Below are 14,474 nucleotides of genomic sequence, written 5' to 3'. Positions count from 1 at the left end.
CCCGCCGGGGCTCGGCACCGGGTGCGCACGTACTCACCCGCGATCTGAGTATCCACGCCCATTCCGGCACCCTGTGTCCCGCGCCACACTCGCCGCCATGGAGAACGCACCGCCGCCCGCCGAAGAGCTCCGGCTCATCGACCGTGAGCTGGTCCAACTCGACGCCCGCAGGGCCCAGTTGCTGTCCCGCAGAGCCTGGCTGCTGACGGCTCTCCGGGCCGCCGGCGCCGCACCGGCCCCGGCCCGCTCCCCGGGGACGGCGGCCGAGACGTCGCCGCCCAGTGCGCAGAACGTCCTGCTCACCCTGGGCGGGGTCCTGCTGACGATCGCCGCCGTCGCCTTCACCCTGGTCAGCTGGGGCCACATGGGCATCGGCGGCCGCGCGCTCGTGCTGGGCGCGGTGACCGTCACGGCCCTCGGGACGCCGCTCCTGCTGCTGCGACGGAAGCTCGTCTCGACCGCGGAGTCGGTGGCGGCGCTCGGACTCGTCCTGACCGTCCTCGACGCGTACGCGCTGCGGCGCGCCGCGCTTCCCGGGACCGACGCGGTCGCCTACACGGCCCTGGCAGCCGGTGTGCTCGCTGCGGTGTGGGCCGCGTACGGGAGCGCCGTCGGCCGGCTGCGCCTGCCGCTGCCGGGTGCGGTGGTGGCGGGCCAGCTCCCACTGCCGCTCTGGGCGCTGTCCGCCGGCGGCGGCATCGGGGTCACCGCGTGGGCGACGCTGGCGACGGCCGGTACCGACATCGTGATCGCGCTCGCCACCCGGCGGAAGGCCGTCCGGGCGCTCGCCGTCACCGGCGCCGTGACGACGGGCGGCTGGTCCCTGCTGACCGGCCTCTGGCTGTCCCTGTCCGCGGGGTCCCCGGCCGCCTCGGCGGAACCGGCCATGCTGCTCCTCGCCGCCGCGGCCCTGGCGCTGGTGGCCGCGTGGCGCGCACCGGCGGCAGCGGCGGTGACCGCGGCCGTCGGCGGTCTCGCGGCGGTCGCCGCGGCCGGCGGCGTGCTGCGGGCGACGGTGCCGGCCGACTGGGCCGTGCCCACGTACCTGCTGTGCGCCGGGATACTGCTCGCGGCCGTACGCGCCCCGCTGCCGCGGGGGGTGCTCACCGGGCTCGCAGCCGCCTCCGGTCTGGTCCATCTCGCCTCGGCGCTGTGGGCCGCGCCGGCCGCCCTGCTCGCCCTGACGGGACCGGCCGCCGCCCTCGAGGACGTCTGGGGCGGACCGCCGGTCCACGACGTCGCCCTGCCGGGCGCGGGGACCGCTCCGGTGGCCCTGGCGGCGGTGGCGGCGACCCTGTGGGCGGCGCCACGGCTACTGCCCGCCGTGCCGCCGCCCCGCCCCGCCGCCGAGTGCGCGGCGCTCGTGCTGACGTGGTCGGCCGCTGTCGCCGCCCCCGTCGCCCTGTCCCTCCCGCTCGGACCCACGCTCGCCGTCCAGCTGACGGTGACGGCCGCGGCGCTCACCCTGGCGGCCCGCCCCTCGCTCGCGGCCGCCTTCCTCCCGACGACGCAGGAGGCCGGACCGATGCCGCACCCGGCCCGCCCCGTCGCCGGAGCGGGCGGCGGAGGCCGCACCACCGGCGAGACGGCCGGCGCCGCGGGCCCCGAGGCGGTACCGGTCCGGCCCGACGGCACCCCCCGTGGCGAACCCGTCACCGCACGGCCGGAGCCCCCGTCGGGCGCCCTCGACCCCGCCCGCGCCCTCGCCGGGACGGCGCTCGTGTGCGCGCTGGGGTCGGCGACGAGTGCCGCGCTGCTCGGCCTGGCGACCCGGCCCGCCACGTTCATCGCGCTGGGTGTGCTGGTGGCACTCGGCGGCGGCGCAGCGGCGGCGGCCCGCGGGCTCGTCCGGACCGCCGCCACCTGTGCGGCCGTGGTGGGCGCCACGGGGCTCGTGGCCGCGGCGGCGGCCGCGGCGGAGCTTCCCGGTCACCGCATCGGCCTCGCGCTCCTCGCCGTACCGGCGGCGGCCGCGCTGCTCGGCGCCGGGCTCGGCCGGCACCCGGTCGTCCTGCCGGCGGAGACGACGTCCGCCGCGGCCGGACTCGTCGCCGTGGCACTGGCGGTGCCGCACCCGCCGACCCTGGCGCTGGTGCTCGCGCTCGCGGGCGTCGTGGCCGCGGGCACGGCGGTACGGGCCGAGCGCCGGCCCCTGGCCGGGTACGTCGCCGCGGTGCTGTTCGTCGCCGCGACGTGGGTGCGCCTCGCCGTCTCCGGGGTGGAGGTGCCCGAGGCGTACACCCTGCCCGTGACCGTCCCGGCGCTGGCCGTCGGCCTACTGCGGCGGCGCAGGGACCCGTCCGCCTCGTCGTGGGCCGCGTACGGTCCCGGGCTCGCCGCGACGCTGGTGCCGAGCCTGCTGGCGGCCTGGGGCGACACCGACTGGCCGCGACCGCTTCTGCTGGGTCTCGCCGCCCTCGGGGTGACGCTCGCCGGCGCCCGGTTGCGGCTCCGGGCCCCGCTGGTCCTCGGCGGGCTGACGCTCGCCCTGGACGCGCTGCACGAACTCGCGCCGTACGTCGTCCAGGTCGTGGACGCCCTGCCGCGGTGGCTGCCGCCGGCGCTGGCCGGACTGCTGCTGCTGGCCGTGGGGGCGACGTACGAGCAGCGGCTGCGCGACGCTCGCCGGATCCGGGAGACCCTCGGCCGGATGCGCTGAACGGGTGATCCCGCCGGGCGCGCGGCCGGGCACGCCGAAGGCCCCGGAGACTCTCTCGGTCTCCGGGGCCTTCGGTCCGGGTGGTGGGCGATACTGGGTTCGAACCAGTGACCTCTTCGGTGTGAACGAAGCGCTCTCCCACTGAGCTAATCGCCCGGGCGCACCGCAAAGATTACCCCATGTCAGCGGTGCCCCATGACCACCTGACCCCGGCCCGGAAGCGGCCTCCGGGCGGTCGCCGTCAGGCCTCGGTCACTGTTCGATCCTCCAGGGCATCGCCAACCCGAATTCCGAGAGGTAGATCGCGCACAGCACGCCGATGATCACCAGGCCGACGGTGGTCAGGACGAGGTTGCGCCGGCGGACCTTGGGGTCCAGCGCCCGCTGTGCCGCCTCGGTCACTTTCCGTTTCGTCCAGTGCAGGACGAGCTGCGCCCAGACGAACTCCGTGGCCCAGATCGCCATGCCCGCGAAGATCACCAACCAGCCCGGCCCGGGCAGCGGAAGCATGATCACGCCGGCCACGACGACCGCGAGGCCGACGATGAAGACGCCGACCTGCCAGCTCAGATGAAGCGTCCGCCGTCTCTTCACGAACTCGGGCGCCCTCGAGCCGAGAACGAGCTCGCCGGGCGCGGTCACATCCCCCGTGGCGGAGCCTGGGGCCGCAGTAGCGGCAGCCCCGGTCCGCTCGTCACTCTCCGCATTCATAATCCCAACGTACCCGACGAATCAGCCGGTCGGCATGACCGCACGGTCGTACGTGGGACTCCTCCGAACGGGGTACCCCAAGGATCACAAAACAGACAGAGGGGTTTACAACGGCACCGTAGGTGGCATGTCGATTTCGCCGACGTGCGAATCCCCGAGCGCACACTGAGCGAAAGGCCCTGGCGCTTATGAACACCACGGTCAGCTGCGAGCTGCACCTGCGCCTCGTTGTATCGAGCGAGTCCTCACTGCCTGTACCCGCGGGCCTGCGGTATGACACGGCCGATCCGTATGCCGTGCACGCCACCTTCCATACCGGAGCCGAGGAGACGGTCGAATGGGTGTTCGCCCGCGACCTTCTCGCCGAGGGGCTTCACCGGCCCACCGGCACCGGCGACGTCAGAGTCTGGCCGTCGCGCAGTCACGGCCAGGGCGTCGTCTGCATCGCACTGAGCTCTCCGGAGGGCGAGGCCCTGCTGGAGGCGCCGGCGCGGGCCCTGGAGTCGTTCCTCAAGCGGACGGACGCCGCGGTCCCGCCCGGCACGGAGCATCGCCATTTCGATCTCGATACCGAGCTCTCGCACATCCTGGCGGAAAGCTGATCCAGGGCGAGGGCAGCAGGCGCCGTCCGACTCGGGGAGACGGCACCGCACGGACAACCGCATAAGGGCAGCTCCGGCGCCGTCGCCGCGGAATCCACCGCGACGACGGCGCCGTCGCGTTCTCCGCGGACCGGCTAGAGTCAGCGCAATTCGGCGGGCGCCCAGCCCGCAGCAGGCCAGGGAGCGAATCGTGCTGATCCCTCACGACACCCGCATCGCCCTCGACATCGTCGTCGATCTGCTGAACACCGCGCCCGAACGCGACGAGAGCCCCGATGGCGACGAGCTCGGGGACGTCCCGTCGCTCTACACGTTCGTGCAGAAGTACAACATCAGTGACGTGGGCGAGCTCCGCGCACCGGACCTCAAGGCCGTGCGCGAGGTACGGAGCAGGTTCGAGGACGTCTTCGCCGCGCCGGACGCCCGAGCCGCCGCCGAGCTCATCAACCGGCTCGTGGCCTCCGCGGGGACCACACCGCAGCTGACGGATCACGACGGCTACGACTGGCACGTCCACTACTTCGCGCCGGGCGCCTCGGTCGCCGAGCACCTCGCGGCCGACTGCGGCATGGCCCTGGCGTTCATGATCGTGGCGGGCGAGCAGGAGCGGCTGCGGCGCTGCGAGGCGCCGGGCTGCGGCCGCGCCTTCGTCGATCTGTCACGCAATCGCTCGCGCCGCTACTGCGACAGCCGCACCTGCGGCAATCGCCTGCACGTCGCCGCCTACCGGGCACGCCGCAGGGAAGCGGCCGGCTGAGTTCCAGTCGGGTCACGTCGGCTCACAGCAGGAAGAGGTCGTGGACCGCGGCCATGAGCAGAAGACAGCCGATCACCCCGAGGAAGATCATCAGGGGCGGCTGGGAGAGCGCGAAGAGACAGCCACGCGGCTCGTCGGAGGGGGCGGGGGCCTGGCCCCGGGAAGTATCCAGCATCTCGGGGTGATGATGACGCAGGACGTGCCCCGACGAACGTCCAACACGCGTGAACGCCGGGGCAGTTCACCGGATCCCGTGGTGGTGTTCGACGCGGGGCCGCGCACCGCGGGGACCGGCCGGCTCCTCGCGGCTCAGATGCCGTGCTTCTTCAGAATGGCCTCGATGTCGCTGAAGTCGTCGTCCGTCCCGGCGGCGGACGGCTTCCCCTTGGCCTTGGCCGCTCCCCCGGACCCGGCGGTCGGGCGGCCGGCCCTGCCGACCGCGGGTGCCGAGGCCGAGGGCGCGACCGGGCGCGGTCCGGCGCCGTCCTCCGCGGACGCCCTGGCCAGTCTGCGCCGCTCCACGGCGCGCGTGGTCATGAACAGCCCAAACGCCGCGCCGAGCACACCCACGCCGACCCAGGCCGTGGGGCTGAAGACCGTGCCCGCCGCCCACTCCACGACGCCCGTCAGGACGAGGCCCAGGGGGACGAGCGCGTACGCCGCGATGCGGGCAGCCGTGAGGAAGCGCTTCCGGTACGCCGCGACCGCGGCGATGCCCAGTCCGGCCGCGGACACCGCGGCACAAATCGTCTCGGCAATCATCCGGTCCTCCAGGCGAGCGGGACGGCACTCCCGGGGTCGCCCGGGAGAAAGCGGTCACCTCCATCCTGCACCGGGTGGCGGGGGCGGGGCCACGGCCCCGGCCCACCTCAGGGAGATCTCCGGGGCGGCCTCCTCCTCAGGTGCCGGGCAGGTCCGGGTCCGGACCCGGACGGCACGGCTGGAAGACTGGCCTCATGAGCGACCCCTCCCCCGCCCCCGTCGTCCTGGACGTCTGGTGCGAGCTGCAGTGCCCCGACTGCCGTACCGCCCTCTGCGACCTGCGGGCCCTGCGCGCGCGCTACGGCGACCGGCTGGAGCTCCGCCTGCGCCACTTCCCGCTGGAGAAGCACAAGCACGCCTTCGCCGCCGCGCAGGCCGCGGAGGAGGCCGTCGAACAGGGCAAGGGCTGGGAGTACGTGGAGGCCGTGCTCGCCCGGGTCGAGGAGCTGGACGGCGAGGGCGAGCGCTTCCTCGTTCGGATCGCCCGTGAACTCGGCCTGGACGCCGAGGAGTTCGACACCGCCCTGGTCGACGGACGGCACATCCTGATCGTCGACGCCGACCAGGCCGAGGGCAAGGCGATCGGAGTCACCGGCACCCCGACGTACGTCATCGGCGACGAGAGGCTCGACGGCGGCAAGAGCCAGGAGGGGCTGCGCGAGCGCATCGAGGGGATCGCGGACCGGCTCCTCGCGGAGTGACGCGCGGCCCCCGGCAGTACGCGCGGCACAACCGGGGGCGGCACCTCGCGGTCCCTCGGCCCGGAGGGCCGGGGAGAACCCGTGCACCGGACGCCGGTCCTCGACGGGACACCCCGCCCGGGCACTAGACCAGCGGCTTGGCCAGGTGGTGGAAGGCCGTCCGGTAGCCGAGTGACGCGTAGAGGCCGGCGGCCCGCGCGTTCCCGGCGGCGACGTGCAGTCCGAGCCCGGGCGCGCCGGCCTCGTGGGCGATCCGCTCGGCGACCAGCATCAGAGCGCGTCCGCAGCCCCGGCCGCGGTGCTCCTCGTCCACGTGCACGTCGTACACGTAGGCGCCCGGTTCCCCCGGACGCGGCGCGTGTTCCGCGACCCAGACGTGCCCCACGGCTGCGCCGTCCACGACCAGCGCGCGCAGCCATGCGCCTCGGGTCGCGGGCCCGTCGGGGAGCTTCTCGCGGTGGTCGGTCTCGGACCGGGCGCGGGCGCGGTCCGGGGGCAGGCCCCGTTCCGTCCAGGTGCGCGCGTACCGCTCGACGGCCGCCGACCGCCACGACGGGAACTCCGCGTCCGTGAGAGGGCGGCTCGCCATTCCGTCGGGCAGCGCGGGCGGTTCGGGCGGCAGTTCCTTGCGCAGGGTGCGGCCGGTCCCCGTGTACCAGAGCGCGGTGGCCAGACGCAGGGCGGCGGTGGCGTCCGCGGGGACGACGGCCACGACGCGGTTGCAGCCCCAGCCGCGCAGCACCTCCTCGGCCGCGAGCGCCGCGACCGCGCCCCGGCCACGGCCACGGTCCCCCTCGTCGATGCGCAGGGCCCGCACGACACCGGCCGACGGACCGGCGTCCGGGTCGCGGGCGAGTTCGACGGTGCCCACGGGCCTGCCGTTGACGCAGACGTCGTAGCCGCGTGCCAAGGCGCCGTCCGCGCCCCGCTGGAGCGGCCCGGTCGGCCGCAGGGTGGTGGTCATCAGGGGTGTTCTACCTGCCCGGAGGGCACCCGTCACCATGCCCGTACGGACTCGTCCCTCAGGGCAGCGGATCCGGGTCCGCGGCGGCGTGCTCCTCGAAGATCCGCATGGCCTTGGCCGTCAGGGGGCCGGGGGCGCCGGGCAGCTCGCGGCCGTCGACGCGGTGGACGGCCTGGACGTCACGGGTCGAGGAGGTCAGGAAGATCTCCTCGGCGTGCTCCAGCACGTCCATCGGCAGGTCCGCCTCCTGCGCTCCGGTCCAGTCCACGGTCAGCGCGCGGGTGATCCCGGCGAGGCAGCCCGAGGAGACGGGCGGGGTGATCAGCCGGCCGTCGACGACGACGAAGACGTTCGAGCCGGTGCCCTCGCAGAGCCGCCCGACGGTGTTGGCGAACAGCGCCTCGGACGCGCCCTGCTCGTGGGCCCGGGCCAGGGCGACGACGTTCTCGGCGTACGAGGTGGTCTTCAGCCCCGCCAGCGCACCGCGCTCGTTGCGCGTCCACGGCACCGTGATCACCGCGGTGGTGTCGGGCCTGCGCGTGGTCGCGGCGAGGGCGACGACGAGGGAGGGACCCTTGTCGCCGCGGTCGGAGCCGAGCGGGGAGAGCCCGCCGGTGTAGGTGATCCGCAGCCGGCCCAGCGGCACGGGGTTCGCCTCGAGCACGGCCGTGCAGGCGCGGCGGACCTCGTCGTGGTCCGGGTCGGGCAGGCCGAGACCGCGGGCCGAGCGGGTGAGCCGGTCGAGGTGCCGGGTGAGGGCGAAGGGGCGGCCGTCGGTCGACTTCACGGTCTCGAAGATGCCGTCGCCCACGGTCAGCCCGTGGTCGAACACGGAAACCAGGGCGTCGTCGGCGTCCCGCAGTCCGCCGTTGACCCAGATCCTCATCACACCGTCCTTCCACTCTGCGCGTACGTTCCCGACGCTACCGCGAGCAGCCGGGACGCCTTCAGCTCGGTCTCGTCCCACTCCCGCTCCGGGTCGGAGCCCCAGGTGATCCCGGCGCCGGTTCCGAAGCGGAGGACTCCCTGGGAACGGTCGATCCAGAAGGTGCGTATGCCCACGGCCAGCTCGCCGGCCCCTCGGTCCGCGTCGACCCAGCCGATGCCGCCGCAGTACGGGCCGCGCGGTGCCGTCTCCAGCCCGGCCAGGATCCGCAGGGCGCTGGACTTCGGCGCTCCGGTGACCGAGCCGGGCGGGAAGGTGGCGTCCAGCAGCTCGCGCCATCCGGCGCCGGGCACGAGCTCGCCGCGAACGGTGGACACGAGGTGGACCAGGCCGGGATGGGCCTCGACGGCGCACAGGGCCGGGACGGTCACGGACCCCGAGGCGCTCACCCGCCCGAGGTCGTTGCGGACCAGGTCCACGATCATCACGTTCTCGGCGTGGTCCTTCTCCAGGAGATCGGCCGCCGTGCGGCCGGTGCCCTTGATCGGACCTGACTCCACCGTGCTCCCCTCCCGGCGCAGATAGAGCTCGGGAGAGGCGGTGGCGATCTCCACACCGTGCGCGGGCAGCCTGATCGTTCCGGCGTAGGGGGCCGGGTTGCCGCGCGCGAGGAGCGCGGTCAGGGCGTCGACGTCGGCGGCGGCGGGATCGCGCAGCGGCGCGGACAGCACCCGGCAGAGGTTCGCCTGGTAGACCTCGCCGGCCGCGATGTGCTCCCGGATGCGGCGCACTCCAGCGGTGTACGCGGCCCGGTCCAGGGACGAGGTCCAGTCCCCGGCGGCGGGTCCGCACCAGCGCGCCGGGTCCGGCGCGGGCACCGGCTCGGGGCGGACGTCACCGAAGCGGGCGCAGGTCAGACGCCCTTCGAAATCGGCGGAGACGGCCCAGAAGCCGGACGAGTCGAGCGCCTCGGGGTCGCTGGTGACGTCCCTGAGGTCGGTGGCGACGAGGCCGCCGAAGCGGGCCATGGGAGCGAGGTCGTGCACGGCTGTGAGTCTATGGCGGGCCCCCGGCGGTCGCTCCGGCGCGCACCCGGAGACGAACCCGGCGTGAGCACGGCTCAGCACGCTGCGGAAACGCGTTTTTGTGCTGGCCCAGGAATCCGCTAAAGTTCAACACGTCGCCGGGACGCGGAAGCGGGCCGGAAACGACAGGCGGACGTGGCTCAGTTGGTAGAGCATCACCTTGCCAAGGTGAGGGTCGCGAGTTCGAATCTCGTCGTCCGCTCGAATGAGGGGGATCTTCCCGACCCCCGCACTCCGGGGTGGAGTGGCCGAGAGGCGAGGCAACGGCCTGCAAAGCCGTCTACACGGGTTCAAATCCCGTCTCCACCTCCAAGGACGATTAGCTCAGCGGGAGAGCGCTTCCCTGACACGGAAGAGGTCACTGGTTCAATCCCAGTATCGTCCACGCAGCACACGCACTACCCACGGCCTCCGGGCCGTGATCCCGAGGACGATTAGCTCAGCGGGAGAGCGCTTCCCTGACACGGAAGAGGTCACTGGTTCAATCCCAGTATCGTCCACGCAGCACACGCACTACCCACGGCCTCCGGGCCGTGGCCCCGAGGACGATTAGCTCAGCGGGAGAGCGCTTCCCTGACACGGAAGAGGTCACTGGTTCAATCCCAGTATCGTCCACCGCCCGGAGCCCCCGGCCGCAGTGCGCGGACGGGGGCTCCGTCGTGTTCCCGGCACCGTCGCCGCCGGGGGCCGGGTCCCGGTCACCCGGAGGAGCCGGTCCCGGGAGCGGCCGGCCGTCGTCAGGACGAGAAGAGCATCCGCCCGAAGCCCCGCTGACGGTGGTGACCGCCGTGGTGCGGGGCGCCCCAGGCCGGCTGCGCGGGCGCCGGATAGCCCTGCGGGGCGGGCGGCGGAGCCTGCTGCACCCACTGGCTCTCCAGACGGGTCAGCGCCTCCAGTTCGCCGTAGTCCAGGAATATCCCCCGGCAGCCGCTGCACTGCTCGATCTGGACGCCGTTGCGGTTGTACGTGTGCATCGGTGCATGGCACTTGGGACACTGCATCGTTCGGTCAGCTCCTCGCCGCTCGGTCTCATCGGGTGATCCCGTGCCCAATCTACGACGGGATCATGTCGTCCAACTCGGGCGGGAGGAAGGCAATTCGGGCGCATGCGTCGGTCATCGCCCGCTCCACGTCGTCGAGATCGCGCCCTTCGGCGGTGCTCCTCGCCACGGCGAGGGCCGCGGCCTGGACGGTCAGGGCGCGGGCCGGCACGTCGAGCGGTGGCCACGGATCGGCTCCGTCGGGCCCGGCGGCCGGGCCGCCGGCGGCCCGGTAGGCGCCCAGGAAGCGCGCCCATACGTCAGGGGCGAGTAGGCCCGCCGCAAACCACGCCGCCGGGCGGGCGAGGTCCCAGGCGGCGTCGCCGAGGCCGAGGTCGTCGACGTCGATGAGCTGCCAGGGGCCCTCGTCCGCGGGATGGCGGACCAGTTGGCCCAGATGGAGGTCGCCGTGGCACAGACGGGCAGGCACGGGCGCGGGAGCCTCGTCGCGGGCCCAGGCGGGGAGCCGGCTCCAGGCGCCCAGCACGGCGCACACGGCGGGATGCGCGGGCGCTGCCGAGTGCATCCGGGCCACCGCCGCGGCGGCCTTGGCGGGGCCCCGCATCGCGGGCAGCGGGCCGGGCAGAGCGTGGAGCGGCACCGAGTGGAGCCGGGCGAGCAGCGCCGCGGCCTCCTCCCAGGGGGCCGCGTCCGGGTCCGCGGGGTCCACCGGACTGCCGTAGGGCCAGGTGGTGACGGGACGCTCGCCGAGGTGCGCGGTGCCCCGGACGGGCGGCAGGAGTATCCCGGCGAGCCGCGGATGCGCGGCGACGGCGATCCGTACGCGGTGCGCGTCGGGGTCCGTCCACGGCGCGTGGGCCTTGGCGACCGCAGGGCCGTGCCGTACGACGACGGCGTCGGCCCGTTCGGCCAGCACGTCCGCCTCCTGCCCGCAGGCCCGGCACGCGGCCCGCGGCCCGGGCACGTGCGCCGCCTTCCGCGCGACCTCCGCAAGGGCGCGCACCAGCGCGCGATCGCTCTGCTCCACGCGCCGAGGGTACGGGCAGGTGCGCCCGGGCCTGCGGCAGCCCTGGGAGTGGTCGTGGCCGAAGGGCCGGGCAGGCGACGACGGGACGCACGGACGGGACCTCGGGAGGCCGCGGGCCGGGCGGACCGGACAGCGACGGGGTCGCCGACCGACTCCCGGCCCCGGAGCGGCACAGTCCCGGACCGAGCAATAGCGCTCGGCCGGCCGGCTCCCCAGCCGGCCGGCCGAGCGCTGTCGTCCGCCGCACCCCCGTCCCCACGGGGTTATGGGTGGGATGTCCCCGGCCCGGGCCGCTCTCCCGGGCCCGGGGCGCCGCTCAGCGCCCCAGCATCACGCCCACGGACGACGCCTGTGTGACCACTGCCTCCCAGCCGCCGAAGACGACGACGAGCAGTGTCGCGAGGGGGAGGACCATGGCCGTGGCCACCAGCGGGTGGCGACGGCCGCCGGGACGGCCGTCGAACGCGGCGAAGGCCTTGCGCCCCTGCGTGCGGATCATGGTCCGCGATGCCGTGTCCGCCATGGTTCCTCTCCCGTCGAGTCGGCGCGGCGGGTGCGTGACCTCGGGGGACGAGTGCCGCCCCCGCCGCTTGACCTCAAGACTAGGGAGCCCGGAGGTCCGCCACGTCATGCCCGCGTACCGATTGGCGGGCCTCCAGGAGGATGAGTCCGCCCGTCCCGATGTACTCCCCTGGGTGGAGAAGTGGACCTAGGTCTGGGGGTCTTCCCGGAGGGGACGGCGGTCTCCGGGCCCTTCGGCGGGCACGGGCTGCTCGACCAGCGCCACCCGGTTGGCCATTGAAGCGGGCCGTTCGCACGATGAAACCGGAACGCGTGACTTCGCTCACCTCGACCACCCCCCGCCGGACCGCCGTCTCGACCCGCCGTCCTACCCGGCTTGCCACCACTTCGTACGTCCTCGTCGTGTCCCCCGCGTCCACGACCATCTCCACGCGGTCGCCCTTCATCGATCCAATCCCCCTTCTGCCGCGCCTCATTGGGATCGCGCAAGGGTCAGCCGGCCTGCTTCCCCAGGACTCCTGACCACTCCTCAATTCTCCCACCGGGCACTGACAATCGATCGGCCCGCGAGGGCGCGGCCTATGAGCACACCGGCCCACGGGTACGTAAGCTGTGCCACGTCAGAAGGACCACCGGCCGGCGGGGATGAACATGGCGATGATGCGGCTCCGGCGCGAGGATCCGCGTGTCGTCGGCTCGTTCAGGCTGCACCGGCGACTCGGCGCCGGCGGCATGGGGGTCGTGTACCTCGGCTCCGACCGGCGCGGTCAGCGCGTCGCGCTGAAGGTGATCCGCCCGGACCTCGCCGAGGACCAGGAGTTCCGGTCCCGCTTCGCCCGTGAGGTGTCGGCCGCCCGGCGGATCCGGGGCGGCTGCACGGCCCGGCTCGTCGCCGCGGACCTCGAGGCGGACCGTCCCTGGTTCGCCACGCAGTACGTACCCGGGCCGTCCCTGCACGACCGGGTGGCCGGGGAGGGCCTGCTGTCCGCCGCCGAGACGGCCGCCGTCGGGGCGGCGCTGTCCGAGGGGCTCGTGGCCGTCCACGAGGCCGGGGTGGTCCATCGGGACCTCAAGCCGTCGAACATCCTCCTCTCCCCCAAGGGCCCCAGGATCATCGACTTCGGCATCGCCTGGGCCACCGGCGCGAGCACGCTGACCCATGTGGGCACCGCCGTCGGCTCCCCCGGCTTCCTCGCTCCCGAGCAGGTGCGCGGCGCCGTGGTCACCCCCGCCACGGACGTCTTCTCGCTGGGGGCCACGCTGGCGTACGCCGCGACGGGCGACTCCCCCTTCGGGCACGGCAGTTCCGAAGTGATGCTGTACCGCGTGGTGCACGAGGAGCCGCAACTGCACGGCGTGCCGGACGCGCTGGCCCCGCTGCTGCGCGCATGCCTGGCGAAGGACCCCGAGGAACGGCCCAGCACCCTGCAGTTGTCCATGCGGCTGAAGGAGATCGCCGCTCGTGAGGCGCAGGGTCTGTCGGAGGTGCGTCCCCCGGCCCAGCGGGAACGGGCCGAGCAGGAGCTGACGCCGGGGCGCGGGACCGCGCGGTACACGGAGCGGACGACCCACGGCAGGCCGCCGGCCACCGGGGGGAGCCCGGGGCCGGCCGCGTCCCGGGAACGGATGCCGCGACGGCAGGCACCCCGTACGGGCGGCTCGCGGCCGCCGCAGTCGCGCGGCGGCGCGAAGACGGGCGGCCGGCCCGCGTCCCGGCCCGGTGCCAGGGCGACGTCCACCGGGCGCAGGCCGGCCAATCCCCGCCTGCTGCGCCAGCGGATCTTCGTGTTCGTCGTGGTGACGCTCGTCGTGGCGCTGGGCATCACGGTGGCGCAGAGCCTGCGGGGCTAGTGCGAAGGCAGCTCCGTCCGCCCGCGGGGCGAGCCCCCGGTCGGACGGGACGTTCGAGACACGCCGTAGGGCGTGGCGGGCCCCGCGGAAACCGGTCCGGTCAGTTCCCGGGGCGGCTCGTGGCCACCGCGTAGAACGCCACCGCCGCGGCCGCGCCGACGTTCAGCGAGTCCACGCCGTGGGCCATCGGGATGCGCACCCACTCGTCGGCCGCCACCAGGGCCTGCGTGGACAGCCCGTCGCCCTCGGCGCCCAGCATCAGCGCGACCCGGTCCAGCCGGTGCGGAGCGGCCTCGTCGATCGGCGACGCCTTCTCGTCCGGGGTGAGCGCGAGCAGCTTGAAGCCCGGCTCCCGTACGGTCTCCAGTCCTTTGGGCCAGGAGTCGAGGCGGGCGTACGGAACGGAGAACACCGCGCCCATCGAGACCTTCACCGAGCGCCGGTAGAGCGGGTCGGCGCAGTCGGGCGAGAGCAGCACCGCGTCCATCCCGAGGGCGGCGGCACTCCGGAAGATCGCGCCGATGTTGGTGTGGTCGTTGACCGATTCCATGATCACGACACGGCGGGCGTCCCGCAGGAGCTCGCCGGCCGTCGGCAGGGGCCTGCGCTGCATGGACGCGAGGGCGCCCCGGTGGACGTGGTAGCCGGTGACGCGTTCGGCGAGGTCCGGGCTGACCGCGTACACCGGCGCCGGGACCTCGTCGATCACGTCGCGCATGACGTCGACCCACTTGGCGGACAGCAGCATCGATCGCATCTCGTAACCGGCGTGCCGGGCGCGGCGGATGACCTTCTCCCCCTCGGCGATGAACAGGCCCTCCGCCGGTTCGCGCTTGCGCCGCAGTTCGACGTCGGTCAGGCCCGTGTAGTCACGCAGGCGCGGGTCCTCGGGGTCGTCGATGGTGATGAGATCTGCCACAGGGTGATACTGCCTTGTCCGGGGAGA

At 74.1% G+C, this 14,474-nt stretch carries 15 protein-coding genes, 6 tRNA genes and 1 pseudogene; 10 read left to right on the top strand and 12 right to left on the bottom strand.

Translation table 11 applies throughout. From position 1 onward, the window contains the following. Window positions 1-97: 97 nt before the first annotated feature. Entirely contained in the window at window positions 98-2,659 is a 2,562-nt protein-coding gene (locus O7595_RS28220) for an SCO7613 C-terminal domain-containing membrane protein (protein WP_269731396.1), read from the top strand. Window positions 2,660-2,740: 81 nt separating this feature from the next. Here O7595_RS28220 and O7595_RS28215 read toward each other — a convergent pair. Together O7595_RS28215 and O7595_RS28210 are read right to left on the bottom strand one after the other, a co-directional pair. Next, window positions 2,741-2,815: transfer RNA gene (locus tag O7595_RS28215), tRNA-Val, on the bottom strand. Between the two features lie 96 nt (window positions 2,816-2,911). Further along, complete coding sequence (locus O7595_RS28210; protein ID WP_269731395.1) at window positions 2,912-3,370, bottom strand: TIGR02611 family protein; 459 nt, start codon at window positions 3,368-3,370, stop codon at window positions 2,912-2,914. Window positions 3,371-3,558: 188 nt separating this feature from the next. Here O7595_RS28210 and O7595_RS28205 point away from each other — a divergent pair, with 188 nt between their 5' ends. Beyond that, a complete protein-coding gene (locus O7595_RS28205; protein ID WP_003959770.1) occupies window positions 3,559-3,972 on the top strand; it encodes an SsgA family sporulation/cell division regulator in 414 nt (137 codons plus the stop codon). Between the two features lie 190 nt (window positions 3,973-4,162). Further along, on the top strand, window positions 4,163-4,729 hold the full coding sequence (locus O7595_RS28200; RefSeq protein ID WP_269731394.1) for a CGNR zinc finger domain-containing protein: 567 nt from the start codon (window positions 4,163-4,165) through the stop codon (window positions 4,727-4,729). Between the two features lie 22 nt (window positions 4,730-4,751). Here O7595_RS28200 and O7595_RS28195 read toward each other — a convergent pair whose 3' ends face one another. Further along, a complete protein-coding gene (locus O7595_RS28195; RefSeq protein ID WP_017945528.1) occupies window positions 4,752-4,904 on the bottom strand; it encodes a hypothetical protein in 153 nt (50 codons plus the stop codon). A gap of 134 nt (window positions 4,905-5,038) precedes the next feature. Then, window positions 5,039-5,491, bottom strand: coding sequence for a hypothetical protein (locus tag O7595_RS28190; protein ID WP_269731393.1), 453 nt, complete (start codon window positions 5,489-5,491; stop codon window positions 5,039-5,041). A gap of 194 nt (window positions 5,492-5,685) precedes the next feature. Here O7595_RS28190 and O7595_RS28185 point away from each other — a divergent pair, with 194 nt between their 5' ends. Beyond that, the gene (locus tag O7595_RS28185) at window positions 5,686-6,192 is read left to right on the top strand and encodes a DsbA family protein (RefSeq protein WP_269731392.1); all 507 of its coding nucleotides are present in this window, start codon (window positions 5,686-5,688) and stop codon (window positions 6,190-6,192) included. A gap of 124 nt (window positions 6,193-6,316) precedes the next feature. On the opposite strand, the gene O7595_RS28180 is transcribed toward O7595_RS28185, so the two are convergent. Genes O7595_RS28180 through O7595_RS28170 form a run of 3 tightly spaced genes read right to left on the bottom strand, consistent with a single transcriptional unit; the run spans window position 6,317 to window position 9,088 of the window. Further along, window positions 6,317-7,156: a GNAT family N-acetyltransferase gene (locus tag O7595_RS28180; RefSeq protein WP_269731391.1), complete on the bottom strand. Its 840-nt coding sequence runs from the start codon at window positions 7,154-7,156 to the stop codon at window positions 6,317-6,319. Between the two features lie 58 nt (window positions 7,157-7,214). Then, window positions 7,215-8,042: an aminotransferase class IV gene (locus O7595_RS28175; protein WP_269731390.1), complete on the bottom strand. Its 828-nt coding sequence runs from the start codon at window positions 8,040-8,042 to the stop codon at window positions 7,215-7,217. Continuing rightward, window positions 8,042-9,088, bottom strand: a complete 1,047-nt coding sequence (locus O7595_RS28170; RefSeq protein WP_269731389.1) for a chorismate-binding protein — start codon at window positions 9,086-9,088, stop codon at window positions 8,042-8,044. The genes O7595_RS28175 and O7595_RS28170 overlap by 1 nt, the downstream gene beginning before the upstream one ends. A gap of 168 nt (window positions 9,089-9,256) precedes the next feature. Here O7595_RS28170 and O7595_RS28165 point away from each other — a divergent pair. From O7595_RS28165 to O7595_RS28145, 5 genes are all read left to right on the top strand, one after another. Then, window positions 9,257-9,329: transfer RNA gene (locus O7595_RS28165), tRNA-Gly, on the top strand. Between the two features lie 36 nt (window positions 9,330-9,365). After that, window positions 9,366-9,439: transfer RNA gene (locus O7595_RS28160), tRNA-Cys, on the top strand. Between the two features lies 1 nt (window position 9,440). Beyond that, window positions 9,441-9,512: transfer RNA gene (locus O7595_RS28155), tRNA-Val, on the top strand. Window positions 9,513-9,555: 43 nt separating this feature from the next. After that, a tRNA-Val gene (locus O7595_RS28150) sits at window positions 9,556-9,627 on the top strand. A gap of 43 nt (window positions 9,628-9,670) precedes the next feature. Continuing rightward, a tRNA-Val gene (locus O7595_RS28145) sits at window positions 9,671-9,742 on the top strand. Between the two features lie 122 nt (window positions 9,743-9,864). Here the strand turns inward: O7595_RS28145 and O7595_RS28140 are convergent. The 4 genes and pseudogenes from O7595_RS28140 to O7595_RS28125 all read right to left on the bottom strand — a co-directional run bounded on the left by O7595_RS28140 (window position 9,865) and on the right by O7595_RS28125 (window position 12,123). Continuing rightward, window positions 9,865-10,128 (bottom strand): TFIIB-type zinc ribbon-containing protein, encoded by a 264-nt coding sequence (locus O7595_RS28140; RefSeq protein WP_269731388.1) that lies wholly within the window; start codon window positions 10,126-10,128, stop codon window positions 9,865-9,867. 52 nt (window positions 10,129-10,180) lie between these two features. Further along, a complete protein-coding gene (locus O7595_RS28135; RefSeq protein WP_269732661.1) occupies window positions 10,181-11,131 on the bottom strand; it encodes a phosphotransferase family protein in 951 nt (316 codons plus the stop codon). 340 nt (window positions 11,132-11,471) lie between these two features. Continuing rightward, window positions 11,472-11,678 carry a hypothetical protein gene (locus tag O7595_RS28130; protein WP_093656992.1) on the bottom strand — a complete coding sequence of 69 codons (207 nt, stop codon included), beginning with the start codon at window positions 11,676-11,678 and terminating at the stop codon, window positions 11,472-11,474. 186 nt (window positions 11,679-11,864) lie between these two features. Beyond that, a pseudogene (locus tag O7595_RS28125) lies at window positions 11,865-12,123 on the bottom strand (hypothetical protein). Window positions 12,124-12,322: 199 nt separating this feature from the next. On the opposite strand from O7595_RS28125, the gene O7595_RS28120 reads away from it, so the two are divergent. Continuing rightward, a complete protein-coding gene (locus O7595_RS28120) occupies window positions 12,323-13,528 on the top strand; it encodes a serine/threonine-protein kinase (RefSeq protein ID WP_269732660.1) in 1,206 nt (401 codons plus the stop codon). A 100-nt stretch (window positions 13,529-13,628) separates the two neighbouring features. Here the strand turns inward: O7595_RS28120 and O7595_RS28115 are convergent, their stop codons facing one another. Then, window positions 13,629-14,447, bottom strand: a complete 819-nt coding sequence (locus tag O7595_RS28115) for a TrmH family RNA methyltransferase (protein WP_269731387.1) — start codon at window positions 14,445-14,447, stop codon at window positions 13,629-13,631. Window positions 14,448-14,474 lie beyond the last annotated feature (27 nt).

This window comes from Streptomyces sp. WMMC940 (genome assembly GCF_027460265.1).
Lineage (GTDB): Bacteria > Actinomycetota > Actinomycetes > Streptomycetales > Streptomycetaceae > Streptomyces.
This window is presented reverse-complemented; position numbering and strand designations above follow the sequence as displayed.

Coding starts and splice junctions, on each gene's coding strand:
- O7595_RS28220 (WP_269731396.1), top strand. CDS start 98: ATGGAGAACGCACCGCCGCCCGCCGAAGAGCTCCGGCTCATCGACCGT.
- O7595_RS28210 (WP_269731395.1), bottom strand. CDS start 3,370: ATGAATGCGGAGAGTGACGAGCGGACCGGGGCTGCCGCTACTGCGGCC.
- O7595_RS28205 (WP_003959770.1), top strand. CDS start 3,559: ATGAACACCACGGTCAGCTGCGAGCTGCACCTGCGCCTCGTTGTATCG.
- O7595_RS28195 (WP_017945528.1), bottom strand. CDS start 4,904: ATGCTGGATACTTCCCGGGGCCAGGCCCCCGCCCCCTCCGACGAGCCG.
- O7595_RS28190 (WP_269731393.1), bottom strand. CDS start 5,491: ATGATTGCCGAGACGATTTGTGCCGCGGTGTCCGCGGCCGGACTGGGC.
- O7595_RS28185 (WP_269731392.1), top strand. CDS start 5,686: ATGAGCGACCCCTCCCCCGCCCCCGTCGTCCTGGACGTCTGGTGCGAG.
- O7595_RS28180 (WP_269731391.1), bottom strand. CDS start 7,156: ATGACCACCACCCTGCGGCCGACCGGGCCGCTCCAGCGGGGCGCGGAC.
- O7595_RS28175 (WP_269731390.1), bottom strand. CDS start 8,042: ATGAGGATCTGGGTCAACGGCGGACTGCGGGACGCCGACGACGCCCTG.
- O7595_RS28140 (WP_269731388.1), bottom strand. CDS start 10,128: ATGCAGTGTCCCAAGTGCCATGCACCGATGCACACGTACAACCGCAAC.
- O7595_RS28130 (WP_093656992.1), bottom strand. CDS start 11,678: ATGGCGGACACGGCATCGCGGACCATGATCCGCACGCAGGGGCGCAAG.
- O7595_RS28120 (WP_269732660.1), top strand. CDS start 12,323: ATGAACATGGCGATGATGCGGCTCCGGCGCGAGGATCCGCGTGTCGTC.